16 protein-coding genes and 2 pseudogenes are annotated in these 18,644 nt (G+C 59.7%); 12 read left to right on the plus strand and 6 right to left on the minus strand.

Annotated features, from left to right (window positions below):
* Positions 1-60 precede the first annotated feature (60 nt).
* Positions 61-510, minus strand: coding sequence for a hypothetical protein (locus UB23_RS09245; RefSeq protein WP_045059047.1), 450 nt, complete (start codon positions 508-510; stop codon positions 61-63).
* A 319-nt stretch (positions 511-829) separates the two neighbouring features.
* On the opposite strand from UB23_RS09245, the gene UB23_RS09250 reads away from it, so the two are divergent.
* On the plus strand, positions 830-1,255 hold the full coding sequence (locus tag UB23_RS09250; protein WP_052672981.1) for a universal stress protein: 426 nt from the start codon (positions 830-832) through the stop codon (positions 1,253-1,255).
* Positions 1,256-1,264: 9 nt separating this feature from the next.
* Here UB23_RS09250 and UB23_RS09255 read toward each other — a convergent pair whose 3' ends face one another.
* The gene (locus tag UB23_RS09255; RefSeq protein WP_045059061.1) at positions 1,265-2,068 is read right to left on the minus strand and encodes a helix-turn-helix transcriptional regulator; all 804 of its coding nucleotides are present in this window, start codon (positions 2,066-2,068) and stop codon (positions 1,265-1,267) included.
* 104 nt (positions 2,069-2,172) lie between these two features.
* Here UB23_RS09255 and UB23_RS09260 point away from each other — a divergent pair, with 104 nt between their 5' ends.
* From UB23_RS09260 to UB23_RS09295, 8 genes and pseudogenes are all read left to right on the plus strand, one after another.
* Positions 2,173-3,129 carry a threonine dehydratase gene (locus UB23_RS09260; protein WP_045059049.1) on the plus strand — a complete coding sequence of 319 codons (957 nt, stop codon included), beginning with the start codon at positions 2,173-2,175 and terminating at the stop codon, positions 3,127-3,129.
* Between the two features lie 183 nt (positions 3,130-3,312).
* Positions 3,313-3,588, plus strand: a pseudogene (locus UB23_RS09265) (Nramp family divalent metal transporter); the annotation flags it as partial.
* A gap of 223 nt (positions 3,589-3,811) precedes the next feature.
* A complete protein-coding gene (locus UB23_RS09270) occupies positions 3,812-5,542 on the plus strand; it encodes a PAS domain-containing sensor histidine kinase (protein ID WP_045059051.1) in 1,731 nt (576 codons plus the stop codon).
* Positions 5,527-5,916 (plus strand): response regulator, encoded by a 390-nt coding sequence (locus UB23_RS09275; RefSeq protein ID WP_045059062.1) that lies wholly within the window; start codon positions 5,527-5,529, stop codon positions 5,914-5,916. The genes UB23_RS09270 and UB23_RS09275 overlap by 16 nt, the downstream gene beginning before the upstream one ends.
* Before the next feature lie 9 nt (positions 5,917-5,925).
* Complete coding sequence (locus UB23_RS09280; RefSeq protein ID WP_045059052.1) at positions 5,926-8,040, plus strand: EAL domain-containing response regulator; 2,115 nt, start codon at positions 5,926-5,928, stop codon at positions 8,038-8,040.
* Positions 8,041-8,215: 175 nt separating this feature from the next.
* A complete protein-coding gene (locus UB23_RS09285; RefSeq protein ID WP_052672982.1) occupies positions 8,216-9,526 on the plus strand; it encodes a sensor histidine kinase in 1,311 nt (436 codons plus the stop codon).
* A gap of 88 nt (positions 9,527-9,614) precedes the next feature.
* Complete coding sequence (locus UB23_RS09290) at positions 9,615-11,057, plus strand: ATPase domain-containing protein (RefSeq protein ID WP_045059064.1); 1,443 nt, start codon at positions 9,615-9,617, stop codon at positions 11,055-11,057.
* Between the two features lie 24 nt (positions 11,058-11,081).
* Positions 11,082-11,444, plus strand: a complete 363-nt coding sequence (locus tag UB23_RS09295; RefSeq protein ID WP_045059053.1) for a response regulator — start codon at positions 11,082-11,084, stop codon at positions 11,442-11,444.
* 43 nt (positions 11,445-11,487) lie between these two features.
* Here the strand turns inward: UB23_RS09295 and UB23_RS28420 are convergent, their stop codons facing one another.
* The 3 genes from UB23_RS28420 to UB23_RS09305 all read right to left on the minus strand — a co-directional run bounded on the left by UB23_RS28420 (position 11,488) and on the right by UB23_RS09305 (position 13,918).
* Entirely contained in the window at positions 11,488-11,787 is a 300-nt protein-coding gene (locus tag UB23_RS28420) for a hypothetical protein (protein ID WP_082069160.1), read from the minus strand.
* 96 nt (positions 11,788-11,883) lie between these two features.
* Positions 11,884-12,825 (minus strand): EamA family transporter, encoded by a 942-nt coding sequence (locus UB23_RS09300; protein ID WP_045059054.1) that lies wholly within the window; start codon positions 12,823-12,825, stop codon positions 11,884-11,886.
* A 199-nt stretch (positions 12,826-13,024) separates the two neighbouring features.
* Positions 13,025-13,918: a LysR family transcriptional regulator gene (locus UB23_RS09305; RefSeq protein WP_045059055.1), complete on the minus strand. Its 894-nt coding sequence runs from the start codon at positions 13,916-13,918 to the stop codon at positions 13,025-13,027.
* Positions 13,919-14,159: 241 nt separating this feature from the next.
* Here UB23_RS09305 and UB23_RS09310 point away from each other — a divergent pair, with 241 nt between their 5' ends.
* Both UB23_RS09310 and UB23_RS09315 read left to right on the plus strand, forming a co-directional pair.
* Positions 14,160-15,371 carry an MFS transporter gene (locus UB23_RS09310; protein ID WP_045059056.1) on the plus strand — a complete coding sequence of 404 codons (1,212 nt, stop codon included), beginning with the start codon at positions 14,160-14,162 and terminating at the stop codon, positions 15,369-15,371.
* A 105-nt stretch (positions 15,372-15,476) separates the two neighbouring features.
* The gene (locus UB23_RS09315) at positions 15,477-17,336 is read left to right on the plus strand and encodes an ABC transporter ATP-binding protein (RefSeq protein WP_045059057.1); all 1,860 of its coding nucleotides are present in this window, start codon (positions 15,477-15,479) and stop codon (positions 17,334-17,336) included.
* A gap of 20 nt (positions 17,337-17,356) precedes the next feature.
* Here the strand turns inward: UB23_RS09315 and UB23_RS09320 are convergent.
* Positions 17,357-17,743 (minus strand): annotated as a pseudogene (locus tag UB23_RS09320) (helix-turn-helix domain-containing protein); the annotation flags it as partial.
* 296 nt (positions 17,744-18,039) lie between these two features.
* Between UB23_RS09320 and UB23_RS09325 the strand changes: the two are divergent.
* Positions 18,040-18,351, plus strand: coding sequence for a cupin (locus UB23_RS09325; protein WP_045059058.1), 312 nt, complete (start codon positions 18,040-18,042; stop codon positions 18,349-18,351).
* The last annotated feature ends 293 nt before the right edge of the window (positions 18,352-18,644 follow it).

Here is an 18,644-nt window from a genome sequence, read left to right on the forward strand (position 1 = left end):
TAATGCTCCAGGCTACATGCTTGCACTGCAAAGCCCTCATGACGCGTCACATGCCCATGACTAATTCACCGAGCCTGCTCGCTTGATATCACCGCAAAAAATATCGAGATTGCCGCTGTCCGGGGCAGTTCGCACGACGACCGAGTGCTCACTGGCAAGCAACACGGGCAGTTCCACTGGCGCACTTCTTGAGAATACCCAGCCGCGAATGGCCTGGCGTTCGGTGCCGACCTGGTCGTTCATTTCGTAGGCAACGGGGCCGGGCTGCTGGCAGCTGCCCTTGTTGATGAAGGTATACAGCCGCAGCGGCAGGGAGGCGCCGTCGGGAACGCCACTGATGATGAAGTTGAATCCGGTTTTCTTGCCCCAGTTGGCCAGGGTTACATTGCCGATTTGCCCGGTGTTATGCCGGGTGGCCTGGAGTGGCACGGACACTCCTTTCTGGGCTGGAGTGGTGCAACCGACCAGGGTGACGGTGATCAGCAATGCCAATGAGTTTTTGAGTTTCATTTCGAATCTCCAGAGTGGAAAAACTGCACTGGTAGATTAGTAGGTTTGCCGCTGTCGAATCTGCTGATTAGCGGGTTTGATTCTAACGTGGCGAAACGCAACTTATCGTTTCGCGGCGACAGGTTTTGGGGCCGCTTTGCGAACCAGCGTGAGCAAGTTCGCTCGGCACGGGGTTGGTGGTGCCCCATACCTGGAGTGAGCTGATTGCTGCGTTGTGTGCACTCATACAGTGCTCACAAGTCAGTTATCGGAGAATTTGACGGTTGCTAGACTTCGCAGCTCTTCAGCCTTCTTATCCAGCATTCAAACGGGATCAATGATGTTCAGTGAAATCCTGGTGGCTATCAATGGCAACGCCCAGAGCGACAAGGTCCTGGAGTTGGCCATGAGAGTGGCCCATGACGCCACGCGGGTGCATGTGGTGAGCGTAATCGCGTACGAATTCAGCGCACCGGATCTTGAGTCCCGGCAAGCATCGCCCGCCTCGTGGGCAGAGCAGTTGCACTGCGAAGAAATTGTCGAAAAGGCCCGGCTGTTTCTTCAGGCTCGGCACATCAAATGCACGGCCACCGTCATTGCCGGCGACCCGGAGCATGCCATCTGCAACCACGCCCGGGAGCAGGGGTGCGATCTGATTGTGATGGGGCATCACCACATGTCGACGTTTGAGCGGCTGGTGGGCAACTCGGTGGCGTATGAGGTTTTGCAGAATGCTCCCTGCCCGATTCTGATTGAGGCGGGGTGAGTGGTGTTGTCATTTGCCACTGCGCAACTGCCCCGGACTCGCCCCCAGCCGTTGTCGGAACAGCGTCGCCATATGCGCCTGGGAATTGAAGCCGCAGATGAGGGCGATCTCGGCCAGGCTGGCGCTTGAGTCGCGCAGCAGGGCGCGGGCCTTGGCCACGCGCCGGTCGATCAGGTAGCTGTGCGGGCTTTTACCGGTAGCCTGTTTGAACGCCCGCATGAAAAACCCTTCCGACAGTTCAAAAAGGCCGGCCATCGCCAGCACACTCAGCGGCCCCTCAAGGCCCGCATCGATGAACTCATCCAGCAGGCGCAGGCGGTTGGCCGTAAGGGAGCCTGTCGGTTGCGCAGGTGATGCGATGTGCGCCGTTGCCCGCTCAGCCAGGGCCAGTGCCCAGGCCTGCCAATCGTCATCCACGGCGGCGTGCAGCATTGCGTTGCGCATGCGCAGCGCCAGGCGGATCGCTTGCGGATCGATACGATTATTAAAAGCGTGATCGCCGGGCAATTCCAGGCCATCGGTGCGCACCACCCGCAGGTATTCACCGCCCTGCGAGGACTCGGACAACACGTCGCAACCGGCCGGGACAAACGCCAGGCCGTTGGGAGTGGCGAGGAAGGGCCGTACCCGGTCGTTGCCGATGGCGTGCACGCCGCGCTGGCTGTCAAAGGCGAAGCCAATGGCGGCCTGGCTTGCTACGTAACGGGTCGTGTAGGCAGCGGCGGGCAACAACTCAATCGCCCACGGCCCGGCGTCGACCCGGCGCACCGGTTCGGTCATGAGCGTTGAGGGCTGGCGATTTCGCGGGTTCATGCCCGCATAGTAGTGAAGATGGGGCAAAAAAGTCAGGTCGGTTTTCTGAAAGCCGACGTAGCGCCTGCGCACCTAGACTGGGCAAAACCTCAAGGAGACTGCCCATGCACACATTGACTCGCGACGACATCGAACACGCCGCCCGCCTGGTGTACCAGGTCATGCCCGCCACGGCTCAGTACGCCTGGCCGTTGCTGGCAGAACGGTTGGGCTGCACGGTGTGGGTCAAGCATGAAAACCACACCCCCACGGGCGCCTTCAAGGTACGCGGCGGCATTACCTTCATGCACTGGCTCAAGCGCACCCACCCCGGAGTGAAGGGCATCGTCACCGCAACTCGCGGCAACCATGGCCAGAGCCTGGCGCTGGCTGCCAGTGCCGTGGGCTTGCGCGCGTTGATCGTGGTGCCCGAAGGCAACTCGGTGGAGAAGAACAACGCCATGCGTGGCTTCGGGGGAGAGGTGGTCGAGTGCGGCCGCGATTTCGATGACGCCCGGGTCGAGGCTGCTCGCCTGGCGCAGGCGCATGACCTGTTGCTGGTGCCACCGTTCCACACCGAACTGGTCAAGGGCGTGGCCACCTATGCCCTGGAACTGTTCACTGCGGTGCCCGACCTCGACACCGTCTATGTGCCGATCGGCTGCGGTTCGGGGATCTGCGGGGTGATCGCCGCGCGCGACGCGCTGGGCCTCAAGACCCAGGTGGTGGGAGTGGTGTCGACGGAGGCTGACGCCGCCAGGTTATCGTTTGAGGCGGGAGAGATCTGTGAAACCCCCTCGGCGAATACCTTTGCCGATGGCTTGGCGGTGCGCAAGCCGATTCCCGAGGCATTTGCCATCTACAGTGCGGGCGCGGCGCGAATTGTCGCGGTTAGCGACGGGCAGATCGCCGAAGCGATGCGCATGTATTACACCGATACCCACAACCTTGCAGAAGGCGCGGGCGCTTCGGCGCTGGCGGCCCTGGTACAGGAGCGTGAAACAATGGCGGGCAGGAAAGTCGGAGTGATCCTGTCGGGGGGTAACGTCGATCGTGGGGTATATGCACAGGTGATCCAATAAGCGGGACTGGCAATTAATTGTTCGGGTAAAGACTGAAACCTAGCACAGCGGCCGGGGACACGGGTCACCGGGCCCGGCCGTCAATATGGAAACATCTGCCACACTCTCCCCGACCAGCCATTGTTATGTTCCCTGGCAGTGGTGCTGGTGGTGTGGCTGCTGGTCGGTCGCAACATCTACTCTGTGTTCTTCATCGGCGTATTTGCCACGCTGTTCGCCAGCATCTCCGGCAAAACCGCCGCCTTCTCGATGCTCATTACCGATGCCTTCCAGCACGTGCTGCCCAAGCGTCGCGACAAGTACGGCAAAGAGTTTCACCATGATCCGATGCACAAGTGGTTCATGCTGTTCATCCTCGTGACTCCGCTGGTCTGGTCGGTACCGGGCATGCCGGACTTTGCGACCGGCCTGGCCCTGTGGGTCGCGTTCCAGCTGGGCGTTGACCTGTTCAGCCTGTAGCAGCTGCAACCGTCGAGGGGCCCCATGGCCCCTCGGTGTTGGGTGTGCGGTTGATGGATTTGTTCATCGCTGAAAGCCTCACGAAAGTTTCCTGGCGCACCCTTCGAGCCGAGCTCTGCTATCGTATGAAAACCTCTAATCGCCCATTCGGGCGATTTTCCGTAAGCACGCTTTACGGCACCGTCATCACGGTCAGGTTTGCGAGTTAACGGAAAACCATTCCATGGAAAACCCGCCGGTAGATCGTCCACCCTCCGAACCCCAGTCTCGCGCCGAGAAGATTGTCGAGTTTCGAAGGCAGAAAAGCCTGCTCAAGACCGGTGCCCTGCAAGACGCGATTTTCAACAGCGCTTATTTCTCCAGCATCGCTACCGACGAAAAAGGCGTGATCCAGATCTTCAACGTGGGTGCCGAGCGCATGCTTGGGTACCTGTCAGAGGATGTGGTCGACAAGATCACTCCGGCGGACATTTCCGACCCTGCCGAGCTGATCACCCGCGCCGCAGCCCTCAGCCTGGAACTCAAGACCGAAATCACGCCGGGCTTCGACGCGCTGGTATTCAAGGCTTCCCGGGGCATCGAAGATATCTATGAGCTGACCTACATCCGCAAGGACGGCAGCCGCCTCTCGGCAATGGTCTCGGTGACTTCATTGCGCGACAGCGCCGAAGTCATCATCGGTTACCTGTTGATCGGTACTGACAACACCGCACGCAAGCAGGAAGAAGCCACCCAGGCCTTGCTCGATCAGCGCCTGCGCGACCAGCAGTTCTATACCCGCTCGCTGATCGAGTCGAACATCGATGCGCTGATGATGACCAATCCCCAGGGGATCATCTCCGACGTCAACAAGCAGATGATGGCGCTGACCGGGCGCACCCGGGACGAGTTGATCGGCGCGCCATGCCGAAACTTCTTCACCGACCCTGCGCGTGCCGATGCGGCCATCAAGCGCGTGCTAAGCGAAAACAAGGTCAGCGACTATGAACTGACGGTGCGTGCCTACGACGGCACCGAAACCGTGGTGTCCTATAACGCGGCGACCTTCCACGACCGCGATCGCAAGCTGCAGGGCGTATTTGCCGCCGCCCGTGACGTCACCGAGCGCAAGCGCTTCGAGCGCACGCTGGAAGAGAAAAACGTCGAACTCGAACATGCCAGCCTGATGAAGTCGGAGTTCCTGGCGACCATGTCCCACGAACTGCGCACTCCGTTGAACGCCGTGATCGGTTTTTCCGAAGCGCTCAAGGACGGCATGGTGGGTGACATGACCGACACCCAGCGCGAGTACATCAGCGACATCTTTACCAGCGGCCAGCACCTGCTGTCGCTGATCAATGACATTCTCGACCTGTCCAAGGTCGAAGCCGGGATGATGGCCCTGGAGCTCGAACCCGTCGAGCTGCAAGGCCTGCTGAGCAACAGTTTGCTGATCGTGCGCGAAAAGGCGGCCCTGCAACGTATTCAGCTGAAACTGGAAACCGACGACGACCTGGGCACCTTCGAGCTGGACCTGCGCAAGACCAAGCAGATCGTCTACAACCTGCTGGCCAACGCGGTGAAGTTCAGCACCGCTGAAGGCGTGGTCACGCTGGCGGTCAAGCAGGTTACGCGCGAACAGGTCGGGATCATTGAAGGCGACTGGCCCGTGCATGGCTTTGAGGTGCCGTCCAGCGAGCATGAGCAGTTTCTGCAACTGAGTGTCAGCGATACCGGCATTGGTATCGCCCAGGCGGACATGGACAAGCTGTTCAAGGCCTTCAGCCAGATCGACAGCAGCCTGGCCCGTAAATTCGAGGGCACTGGCCTGGGCCTGGCGATGGTCAAGCAATTGACCGAGCTGCAGGGTGGCAGTGTCGCGGTTGCCAGCCGCGAAGGGGCAGGGGCTCGTTTCGTGTCCTGGTTGCCCATCCGTGGAACAACAATTGTGGAGGCGCCGTGGCTGAAATCCTGATCGTCGAAGACAACGCCGCCAATATGCGCCTGGCCCGGTTGCTGCTCACCAGTGCCGGTCACAGCGTCATTTGCGCGGCTGATGCGGAAACCGGCCTGAAGCTGGCACGCGAACGGCAGCCTGCGCTCATCCTGATGGATATCCAGCTGCCGGGCATGGATGGCCTCAAGGCCACCTCGCTGCTCAAGAAGGACGCGGCGACGGCGGCCATTCCGGTGGTGGCGCTCACCGCCATGGCCATGAAGGAAGACGAGGAAAAGACCCGCCTGGCGGGTTGCAATGCGTACATTATCAAACCACTACGTTACAAGGAGCTCTACCGGGTCATCGACACGTTGCTGCAAAACACTCTGCCTCAACAGCCCTCTACCTGAGCTCTCTCCATGTCCGACACTGCCGCAACCCTGTTGATCGTCGACGATGAAACCCATGTGCGCAAACTGCTGCAGATCCTGCTGCAGAATCAGGGTTATCAGACACAAACCGCCAGTTCGGGGGAAGAGGCCCTCGCGATGATTGCGCAACAGCCGCCCGACCTGATCCTGCTCGATATCATGATGCCGGGCATGGACGGCTACGAAGTCGCCCGCCACCTGAAAACCGACAAGGCCACCTCGAACATTCCGATCATCATGCTCTCGGCTTTGGGGGAGCACAGTGCGCGTATATCGGGCCTGGAGGCGGGGGCTGAAGACTTTCTCAGCAAGCCGGTGGAAAGCGCCGAATTGTGGCTGCGGGTGCGCAACCTGCTGCGGCTCAAGGCGTTCGGCGACTACCTCAAAAGCCACAGCCTGATGCTCGAAGAGCAGCTGCAGCAGCGCACCATCGACCTGGAGCGCTTTCGCTCGGCGATGGATGCCTCGGGGGACGCGATTTTCCTGGTCAACCGCAGCAGCATGCAGCTTATCGAATTCAACCGGCGGGCCTGCCAGGTGCTGGGTTACACCCCTGAAGAGCTCCTGCGCATGACACCTGCGGACCTCAGCGATCAAACCATTGAAGAGCTCAAGGGCTTGTATGATCAGATCATCGCCGGCGCAGGGCCGCTCGAGCCTGCGGAGTCGCGCATCCGTTGCAAGGACGGCAGTTACCTGGAGGTGGAAGTCCATCGCCAGGCCTACAAGACCGGCGACGACTGGATCATTGTCGGTATCGCGCGCGACATTACCCAGCGCAAGGAAAACGACCAGCGCATGCTGCAAATGGCCCACTACGACACCTTGACCGGCCTGCCCAACCGCAATCTGTTTTTTACCACACTGGAGATGGGGCTCACCCAGGCGGTGCTCAGCGATTGGCAGTTGGCCGTGGTGACGGTTGATCTGGACGATTTCAACAACGTCAATGAAACCTGGGGCCACCTGCTGGGTGACCAGATGCTGGCTGAGCTGGCTCAGCGCCTGACTGGCTGCCTCAACGTCAGCGATACCTTGGGGCGCTTGCACGGTGACGAATTCGCCCTGATCCTTATGCTCCGCCAGGGCCAGGCGGACCCGCTGCAAACCGTCGAGCGCATCCGTGAAGTGCTGCGCCTGCCGTTTCAGCTCGACGGCCAGGACACGTCGATGACCGCCAGTATCGGTATTTCCCTGTACCCCAACGACGCCGCCGATGCCCAGAGTCTGATCAAGCAGGCCAACACCGCCAGGCACCGGGCGAAGAAGATCGGCCGCGATACCTACCGGTTTTATACCGCGCAAATGAACGTGGAAGCCTCGGCGCGCCAGGAGATGGAAAACGCCCTGCGCGAAGCCGTGCAACAGCAGGCATTCGAACTGTTCTACCAGCCCAAGATCGACCTGGAAGACGGCGCGGTGTGCGGGCTTGAAGCCCTGTTGCGCTGGCCGCGGCCGGGGCAGGCCAATGTGTCCCCTGCGGTGTTCGTACCTATCCTGGAAAGCATGGGGCTGATTACCGAGGTGGGTAACTGGGTGATCACCCGGGTCTGTCAGAAAATGGCCGAGTGGCAACGTGCCGGGCAGGGGCCGTTGCAGGTGGCGGTCAACGTGTCCGGCCAGCAGATCATCGAGGGCGACCTGATCGCCAGCATCCGCCAGGCCCTGATCGACAACCAGATTGAACCACGCTGGCTGGAAATCGAGCTGACCGAAAGCTCGCTGATGGAAAATACCGCCCACACCATCGCCAGCCTGCAAACGCTCAAACAACTTGGGGTCAAGGTTTCCATCGACGACTTTGGCACCGGTTATTCCAGCCTTGCTTACCTGCGGCGATTCCCGATCGACAAACTGAAGATCGACATCGCCTTCATCCGCGAGGTGACCAGCAACCCCCAGGACGCCGCGATTGCCCGGACCATTATCGAGCTGGCTCACAGCCTTGATCTGCAGGTCATCGCCGAGGGGGTAGAGACCCCCGAGCAGCTGGCATTCCTCACGGAAAACGGTTGTGACCAGGTGCAGGGTTACCTGTTCAGCCGGCCCTTGCCGGTCCCGGAGCTGGAGGTGTTCCTGCGCGAGCAGCAGGCATCCACCTGAGTAAAATGATACTCAACATAAAAATTTGAAACCTTTTGCCGTGGATTGCAATCCATCGCCCATAGGGGAGCAATTTTGCGCTCGCCGTCAGGTGGGCAAAAAGCAAAGGTTGGCTTTACACAAGACGACGTTGCCCGGTGCACGAAGGGCAGTCTCACAACGAGCCGGACTCAACATGCCAACTAATCACTTACCAGGCGCCGGCGCTGGCTTCCTGGCCTACGACACCCATCGGCTCGCCCTTATAGAGATAGGCGAGCGGATTCGCGACCTGGATGACACGCCCGCGTTAGCCTATGCGGCAGCGGAAATACTCGGGCGCACATTGCAGGTCAGCCGGGTCGGCTACGGCACCATCGACCCGGTGGCCGAGACCATCACGATTGAGCGCGACTGGAACGCGCCGGGGATTGAAACCCTGGCTGGCGTCTTGAGTTTTCGCGAATACGGCAGCTACATCGAAGACCTGAAAAAGAGCGAGACCGTGGTGGTGCGCGATGTCGGCGAGGACCCGCGAACTCGTGACAGTGCCCAGCAGCTCAAGGCGATCAGCGCCCAGTCGTTTATCAATATGCCCATCACCGAGAAAGGCCGGCCGGTGGCGCTGCTCTACCTCAACCATTGCGAGGTTCGCGACTGGTCGGATGATGAGCTGGCGCTGATTCGCGAAGTCGCCGAACGCACGCGCATGGCAACCGAACGCTGCCGTGCCCGGGATGATCTGCGCGATTTGGCCGCGTCCCTTGAGCATCAGGTGCAGGTGCGCACGGAGCAATTGCGTCAGTCGCAGAAGATGGAGGCCGTGGGGCGCTTGACCGGACGCTTTGCCCATGACTTCAACAACCTGTTGACCGTTATCCGGTCCTCCTGTGACTTGCTCAAGCGCCCTGGCAGTTCCGAGGAACGCCGTCTGCGCCTGGTCGAAGCGATTTCCGAGGCCGTGGAAAGAGGCAGCAGCCTCACCGGTCAGTTGCTGTCATTTGCGCGCCGCCAGGCGCTCAATCCGTCGGCGCTGGATGTGAACGCCAGTGTCACGGCCATCGCCGACGCCATTACGTTGCAGGTTGGGCCGGGCATCAACGTAGTCATCGATTTGCCTGAACAATTCTGTGCGATTCTCGCTGATCCAGGCCAGTTCGAAGTGGCGCTGCTCAACCTGGCCAACAACGCCATTGAAGCCATGCACGGCCAGGGTGAAATGGTCATCAGCGTGACCGCAGCCGAGCGTATTCCGGCTACCCGGGGTGACCCTGCCATCGACGGCAACTTCATTGCCATCGCTGTCAGCGACAACGGCTCGGGCATTGCGCCGTTTTGTCTCGAAAGGATTTTCGAACCTTTTTTCACGACTAAGACCGTTGGCCAGGGCACCGGCCTGGGCTTGAGCCAGGTGTTCGGGTTTGCCAAGCAGTCTGGTGGCGAGATACGCGTGGACAGTTGCCTGGGCCAGGGCAGTGCCTTCACCTTGTATTTACCGTGTGCCTAAGCGAGCGAGTGGATAGCCCGAATCGGAAAATGGCGTTAGCATCGTAGACCTTCGGCCGATGGCCTGTAGTTCAGATCAGGGTTTCATTGTGGAAAAGCTAAAACGCCTTCAAAGCGGAATCGAGGGGCTTGATGCTCTGCTCAAGGGTGGGCTTGTCGCGGGTTCGTCCTACATCATTCAAGGACGCCCGGGCTCTGGTAAAACCATCCTCGCCAACCAGCTCGGGTTTCATCATGCGCGCAATGGCGGCCGGGTCCTGGTCGCCACGTTGCTGGCCGAATCCCATGATCGCCTGTTTCAGTTTCTCTCGACCCTGAGCTTCTTCGAGCCGGCCCGGGTCGGCGCCGAGATTCAGTTTGTCAGCGCTTTCGACACCCTGGAAAACGAAGGCCTGGACGAAGTGGTCAAACTGCTGCGGCGTGAAATCAGCCGACAGAAGGCCACGGTGCTGGTGGTCGACGGCTTGCTCAATGCGCGCTCCAAGGCCGACTCACCCATCGACACGAAAAAATTCATCTCCGAGCTGCAAGGCCACGCCGCCTTCGCTGGTTGCACCGTGCTGTTCCTCACCAGCTCCCGGCTGGATGACGGCAGCCCCGAGCACACCATGGTCGATGGCGTCATTGAGATCGGTGAAGAGCTGTTCGGCACCCGTTCCGTGCGGCGCATCCAGATGCGCAAGACCCGGGGCAGCGGCGCGCTTACCGGCCTGCACGAATGCGAAATCACCGATGACGGCCTGGTCGTCTATCCACGTTTGGAAAGCCTCTACAGCCATCCGTCCATGCCCGACAGCGCAGACCTGACGCGCATCCCCAGCGGCATTGGTGCGCTTGACGGTCTGATCGGCGGCGGGTTGCACAGTTCCTCCGTGACCTTGGTGATGGGCCCTTCGGGGGTCGGCAAAACCACCCTGGGCCTCAAGTTTCTTGCTGAATCGACGGTGGACGCCCCCGGCCTGCATTTCGGTTTTTATGAAAGTCCGCAACGGCTGCGGCTCAAGGGCCAGTCGTTGGGTATCGACATCAAGGGCATGGAAGAAAGTGGCGCGCTCAGCATTGCCTGGCAGCCCACCACCGAGGGCTTGATCGACAGCCTGGGTGCACGCCTGCTGAGCATCGTCGAGCAGAAGGGCATCAAGCGCGTGTTTATCGATAGCCTCAGTGGTCTGGCACGGGTGTCGACCACGCCGGCGCGGATCACTGATTTCTACAGCGCCCTGATGAGCGAACTGCGCGCCCGGGGCGTGACGGTATTCGCCTCGTGGGAGATGCGTGACCTGTTCGGTTCCGAGGTCAGTGCGCCGACGCCGGACCTGTCGAGCATCGTCGATAACCTGATGCTGATGCGTTTCTTCGAGACCCAGTCTGAACTTCGACGACTGCTTTCGATTCTCAAGGTACGAGACAGCGGCTATGACCCCTCGCTTCTTGAAGTGGTTATCCATGAACACGGCGTCGAACTGAAAAAGGCCTCACGACATGCAACGGCAGTCCCCAATGATTCTGCGTTGCCCGGTTCAATTTCCTAAGTCTGTGAGTCGGGTTGAATTGACATGACCACCATCCTGGTCGTCGACGACGAGTACTTGATCGCTGATATCCTCGGCTACGCGCTGGAGGATGAGGGGTTCATGGTAGTAAAGGCCAGCAATGGCCAAAAAGGGCTTGAGGTGCTGGAGCGCGAGCGTCCTTCGCTGGTCATTACCGACTTCATGATGCCGGTGATGGACGGCCTCGAATTTGCCAAGGCGGTTCGGGCACTGCCGGTGGCCAGTCAATTGCCGATCATCCTGATCAGCGGTGCCCAGGCCCACATCGGCATGCAGCGCTCGGACCTGTTCGATGCGGTGCTGGAAAAGCCGTTCAATATTGACCTGGTGATCGCCAAGGCGCGGGAGCTGCTGGCGTTGAGCTGACCGGCCTGGCAAAACCTGCCGCCACCCCCAACTCCCTGATGCATCAATTCCGGCACTCCGACAAGACCACCTTGCAGGTCCTGGGCGTGCCGCCTGATCGTCCGGCATAACGAGCGCAGTTATTCAGCGACTTCTGCCGGGCGATGCTCAGGGTAGCCCCCCACGCCAGGCCGCCTTCGCCGGCCGTGGGCAAGGCCTTGGCATAGCAACTTGAACCGACGTTCGAAGCCGCGTAGCGAGCCGTGGTGGTTCTGCCGGAACAACCGGCAGTCAGCGCCAGGTTAATGGCGAGCAGGGAGGGTATGACCCAGGTTGAGCAGGGATGCGCTGTTTTGGCGGTCATTCCCATGTCCCCTGTAGCGACGTGATGGTGACCTGTTTAGCGTAGTCGGTTTATTTTCTACGCAATATTGAGTTTTCATTCCTGTAATGACGATGCCTACTTTGGCGCGCCGGTCATGCGATAAGTCAGCAAAACGATGCCGGTGACCACAATCACCCCTCCCAGCACCTGCCCCGCGCTGAGCATTTGATCCAGCACAATCCAGCCCATCAGCAGCGTTGCCAACGGCTCGATGTTCATGACCGGCGCATTGCGTGGCATGTTCAGTCGAGGCACTGAAATGAACAGCACGATAAAACCGGTGCCATAAAGCACCACCAGAGTGGCGAGGGCCAGCCATCCGGTCGAGGTTGCGGGCAGGTTCAGTCCGCCTGGCAGGGCGCCGGTCAGGCCCGCCAGATTGACGCTGCTGAAGACGATAAAAATGGTCAACAGACTGCGCACCGAACCACGTACCTGCGCCAATTTGTGGTCGGTGATCCACAACGCGCAGGCGAATACGCTGGCGGCGCAGAACGCGAGTGCGACGCCCAGGAGCCATTCCGGGCTGACGTCGCTGGTGGTCGAAAGGCGCCCGGGGACGTCGAGCACAAACACCAGCCCCACCAGAATCAAACCCATCAACATAGCGGTGCGCGCGGTTGGTCGCGGGCCGCCCATTGCCCATGTAAGCAACGCCAGCAGGATGGGGAACACGTTTGCCACCAGCAGCGCCAGTGCCACCGGCACCCGCGCGACAGCCGAGTACAGGCACAGGCTCTGCGCGGTAATCAGGAGGCCCAACAGCAATTGCCAGCGCCAGGCACCTGCCGGCAGACGCAGACTCTGTTTTTGCCACAGCACCAGGATGGCGAGTACCAGCAAGGTCCCGCCAGAACGCAGCAAAATCGCCAGCAACACACCCGCGCCATCATCGAAAGCGACCCGTGCCGCCACATGGTTGCCGGCGAACGCACAGCCCATGCACAACAGAATGATCACGGCGAGATGGCGGGGGAAAGGCGCCGGTAGGGTTTGGGCAAGGGCAGGGCGGGGCATGGCAGATCTCGAAGGGTGACAGGCCAACTCGGGATGGCTCGTGGGTTTTTATTATGTTGTCGTACAACTGCTTCGATTTGTACCGTATTCAGCCAGGCCGGGCAAGAGAGTTTTTGAGCGATGAAGGCTTTAGGATTGAGCTAAGTTGAATTTTTCTAGTGCTTTGGCAAAGCTGTAGAGGTCGTATGACTTCGTTAGGTCAGCTTCTGTACCTCAACGCTTCCACCAATGCAGAAAACGCTGCAGACGTCTGGCGTCTGTTGGGATAGTACAAATGGTAGCCCTGGAACTCAGGGCACCAGTCGGCCAGGACCTCCTGGAGTCGGCCGTCGGCCAGGTACGGTGCAACCAGTTCTTCGGGTACGTAGGCCAAGCCAATGCCATCGGCGGCTGCGTTGAGTACATGCATGATGCTGTTGAACACCAGTTGGCCGTCGACCTTGACCGTAAAAGCCTTGCCATTGTTTTCGAATTCCCAGGCGTAGATCGCCCCGGATGGTCGGTGGCGGATGTTCACGCATTTATGTCTGGTCAACTCATGGGGGGTTGTGGGAGCCGGGTTGCGGGCGAAGTATTCTGGAGAACCCACCACGGCCAACCGCCAATCCGGGCCTATGCGAACGGCGATCATGTCTTTGCTGATCGATTCGCCCATTCGGATGCCGGCATCAAATCGCTCCTCGACCACGTTGGTGAAGCCATAGTCGACGTAGAACTCCAGCGTGATATCCGGGTAGCACGTCAGGAATTCTGCAAGCATCGGCCGCACGCACAATTCAATCTGATCGTCAGTACAGGAAATACGAATCGTGCCACTGGGCTTGTCCCGCAGCTCGCCCAGCGCTTCAAGCTCGGCGGTAATCTGGTCAAAGAGCGGGGCAATCGAGCGCATCAACCGTTCCCCCGCCTCCGTGGGCGCCACATTGCGTGTCGTACGGGCCAGCAGTCGTATCCCCAGTCTTTGTTCAAGTGCGCGGATCGTATGGCTTAGCGCAGAAGGCGAGACGCCCAGTTTGGCGGCGGCTTTCGTGAAGCTCTGATCTCGCGCTACTGCCAAAAAAGCCTGCAGGTCGTTGACTTTGGTGTTGGCCATTACTGAATTTTTCTCAAAACCGCATGAAGATTATGACTACTAATCAAGATATTCCCGATCAGTCAAGCTATGTCACCTACGGGCGATGGCTTGGATGGCCGGTGCGGGTCAGGTGCATCGGTATGACCGCGTGGACTTGATTCCCTGGACCCGGCTCAACGCCTTTTTTACCCGGCAGCTGACGGTGGTTGGCTAACCGGGCAGGGCTGCACCCCACAACGTTTGGATGAGAGGTTTTTGCATGACGGCTCAAGTATTCGACACCCCGGAAGGTGATGTCTCAGCCCGGCCTGGGACTGGCGAACAGCCGGCCTGCTGGAGTGGCATTTTTGCGATGACACTGTGCGTATTCGCGCTGATTGCCTCGGAATTCATGCCTGTCAGCTTGCTTACGCCGATTGCTTCGGACCTGCAAATCAGTGAAGGGCTGGCCGGTTACGGGATCGCCATATCCGGCGCTTTCGCGGTGCTGACCAGCCTTTCGATTTCCAGGCTGGCAGGCTCGCTGGACCGCAAGACGCTATTGCTGCTACTGACCGGGATGATGTGTATTTCGGGGCTGGTGGTGGGCCTGGCGCCAAACTATACGGTGTACATGATGGGGCGTGCGCTGATCGGCGTGGTGATCGGCGGGTTCTGGTCGATGTCGGCGGCAATGGCCATGCGCCTGGTGCCTTCCCATAGCGTGCCCAAGGCTCTGGCGATCTTCAACGGTGGCAATGCGTTGGCAACCGTAGTGGCCGCACCGCTGGGAAGCTATCTGGGCAGTGTCATCGGTTGGCGGGGCGCTTTTTTGTGCCTGATTCCGGTCGCGATCATCGCGTTGATCTGGCAATGGATCAGCCTGCCAGCCATGCCGGCGGCGCCGCGCGAAGCGGGTGCTGGCAATGTCTTTCGATTGTTCAAAAAGCCATTGGTCAGTTTCGGCATGTTGAGTGTGGGCCTGTTCTTCATGGGGCAATTTGTGTTGTTCACCTATCTGCGCCCGTTCCTGGAAAGTATCACGGGTGTAGATGTCTCCCTGTTGTCGATGATCCTGCTGGTCATCGGAGTGGCGGGTTTTGTCGGGACCCTTGTGATCGGCACATTCCTGAAAGCCGGAATGTACCGGGTACTGGTCTGCATTCCACTGTTGATGGCCGCCATTGCACTGTCCTTGATTGTCCTCGGCGACGGAGTCGTGGCAGCGTTTGTATTGCTGGGTCTGTGGGGCCTGATCGCAACGGCGGCACCGGTGGGGTGGTGGTCATGGCTGGCCAAGGCATTGCCCAGGGACGCGGAAGCCGGTGGCGGCCTGATGGTGGCCGTCATTCAGCTATTCATCGCGCTGGGCTCCACCCTCGGCGGGCTGCTGTTCGACGCAAGCGGCTATCGCCTGACATTTCTCGCTAGCGCCATCTTGCTGGTGCTGGCGGCAGTGTCGGCCTTTTTCACATCGCGAAAACAGCTTTGATGGAAGGTGGATTTGATCAAGGCAGGCTAATGTCCGCCGCTTGAAACCCTCAAGGCTACCGTTCAATGGCAGAATCTCCCGAACCTGATTCTTTTGGAGACCACCATGCTTCGTGCATTTGAACGAAGGCTCGACCCTTTTCCTCCCGACGAGGTACCACCGCCACCCGCGGGGCTGGCGCGGTTCCTGTGGGCATGCACGCGGGGGGCGCGCGGTTATATTCTGGCGTTTGCGCTGCTGAGTGCCGGTGTGTCGATCTACGAAGCCTGGCTGTTTTCTTTCCTCGGCCAGGTCGTGGATCTGCTCTCGACCTGGAAAGCCGGCGGTGATGCCGCGGCCCAGGAAAGTCGCGTGCTGTGGGGCATGGGCATCGTAATGGTGACCAGTGTTGCATTGGTGGCGTTGCGCACCATGGTGCAGCACCAGATATTGGCGATCAACCTGCCGTTGCGGCTGCGTTGGGACTTCCACCGCCTGATGCTGCGGCAGAGCCTGTCGTTCTTTTCCGATGAGTTTTCCGGCCGGGTCACCACCAAGGTGATGCAGACTGCGCTGGCTGTGCGCGACGTGCTGTTCACCCTTATTGAGATCGTCCCGGGAATCGGCGTGTACTTCATCGCGATCATTGCGCTGGCCGGCGGCTTCGCACTGAAACTGATGCTGCCTTTCATTGCCTGGATCCTGCTGTTCGGGCTAGCCATGCTCTATTTCGTACCCCGTTTGGGCAAAGTCGGGCAGGAACAGGCGCACGCGCGCTCCTCGATGACCGGGCGTATCTCCGACGCCTATACCAACATCACGACGGTCAAGCTGTTCTCCCACTCCAATCGTGAAGCGCACTTCGCGCGTGCAGCCATGGAGGATTTCAAGCTGACCGGCTTTCGCCAGATGCGCCTCGTCAGCCAGTTCGAGATCGTCAACCAGGCATTGGTGGTGGCCTTGATCATGGCGGCCGGCGGCTATGCCCTGTGGCTATGGCACCAAGGCGAGGTCGGCGCCGGTGCCGTGGCGGCCATCACCGCCATGGCGTTGCGCATCAATGGCATGTCGCACTGGATCATGTGGCAAATGACCTCTCTGTTCGAGAGCATCGGCACCGTGCAGGACGGCATGTCCACACTGACCCACGGCCCCAAGGTGCAGGACGCGCCGGACGCAGGTGTGCTGGTGACTTCTGGCGGGGCGGTCACTTTCGACAACGTCAGCTTCAACTACAACGGCGAGCGCCAGGTGCTCGATGGCCTGAGCCTGAACATCCGCGCGGGCGAAAAAATCGGTCTGGTTGGCCGCTCCGGGGCAGGGAAGTCGACGCTTATCAACCTGCTGCTGCGCTTTTACGACGTCGACAAAGGAGAGATTTGCATCGACGGGCAAAACATCGCACACGTCACGCAAGACAGCTTGCGCAGCGCCATCGGGATGGTCACTCAGGATACTTCCCTGTTGCACCGTTCCATCCGCGACAATATCGCCTACGGCCGACCTGACGCGAGCGACGCGCAAATCCGCAGTGCTGCGGCCAGTGCGCAGGCCGATGAGTTCATCAGCCAACTGAGCGACCGACAAGGCCACACCGGCTACGACACCCTGGTAGGCGAGCGCGGCATCAAGCTTTCGGGCGGCCAGCGCCAGCGCGTCGCGATCGCCCGGGTGATGCTCAAGAACGCTCCGATCCTGCTGCTTGACGAGGCCACCAGTGCACTGGACTCGGAAGTCGAAGTGGCGATTCAGGAAAGCCTCGATGACATGATGCAAGGCAAGACCGTGATCGCAATCGCCCATCGGCTGTCCACGATCGCAGCCATGGATCGACTTATTGTCATGGATGACGGCCGTATCATCGAGCAGGGCACTCACAGCGAACTGCTCGCTAAGAACGGCATCTATGCGCGGCTGTGGCATCACCAGAGCGGCGGTTTTCTGGGGGAGGATCGAGGGGTGGCCGAGTTTATGGAGCAGGAGTGAGCGTGAAGTGTCCGGCGCGTTTATTCATGCGCCGTCTCCGCACCGGCCGCTGACGACAGTTCGTAAGCTTCTTTCATCCTCTGCCAGGTATGCGCGTCGGCGGGGATGAGGTGCTCGATGCGCAATGAGGCCACGGTGATATCGAGCGGCATGCCGAACGTTGTAAAGGTGGATAGGAATCGCAGTTCCCCTTTGTTGGTGCGCACTCGGGTCAGTATCAAGGGTGACGATGGTGTGTCCAGCGGGATGTCTGTCGGCCCTGCCAGGTGCTGCATAAGACGCGCCAAGTCGGGATTGCTGATGGCTTCCCTGGCGGCACGTTGCCACGCAATAGCCCGGATTTCCTGTGCGTTCACCAGACAGTCACCCAAGCCGCCGGGACGCAACAGGGTGTCGAGCAGGTTGAGACGTCGCCTCATGCCACCGCCGCCTTGTAGGAGCTGCCGAAGGCTCGGGCCGCGTTCGGCAGCTCCTACAGGGAATGTTGCAGCACAACATTCATCGAGCATCGCGAATGCGTGCGGAAAAGTTCGGTATCCCGTGTATGTCACCACCTGGGGCGATCCGAAATCGGAGGACAATAGATCCGGTTCCTTTTCCGATAACGTGCATCTCGCATTGGCCTTCTTTTTGGTTAGCAGTGGACGGTCAAAGGTTCTGATAGATTGGGACAAATTTGCTATCTGTTCGAGAAACACAATCCATGAGAGTTATTCGTAGCAAGGACTTCACCGCCAGTCGCGCCTGGGGCGCTGACGACATTGCTAACATGGGTGGAACCACCGTCCGCCTCCACTGGACCGACCAGCCGTACAAATGGCATGTCAATGATGGCGAGGAGGTATTCGCCGTCCTCGACGGCACGGTAGATATGCATTATCGCGAATCAGGCATCGAGCGCGTCGTGACATTGGTGGTGGGCGACGTGTTCTTCGCAGGGGTTGGATGTGAGCACGTTGCGCATCCTCGTGGAGAAGCGCGGATTCTGGTTGTCGAACGTGAGGGCAGCGTTTGAGCGACCTAAGCTTGCGCTCATCACTATCAGCGGCTCTGACAGATCATTCGGGATCGATAGCGTGCATTGGCGACAGGTCGCTCCTGGCAAAAAAGCTTCCGGTCATCAGAAGCTATTCTGAGCCAATTACTCCGTTCATGAAGACTCTCACGTAAGCCTCATGAAGGGATTCTTCAGCGGAACGTAAGAAACACGTAACCGGCCCTGGTCATGCAATCCTCGATTCATACAAACTCCGGCAATACTCTTTGTCCAACCCCCCCGTTTTTCTCCCACCCCGCGCCACCTAACAT

The sequence above is a fragment of the Pseudomonas sp. ES3-33 genome, from assembly GCF_000952175.1.
Classification (GTDB): Bacteria; Pseudomonadota; Gammaproteobacteria; order Pseudomonadales; family Pseudomonadaceae; genus Aquipseudomonas; species Aquipseudomonas gregormendelii.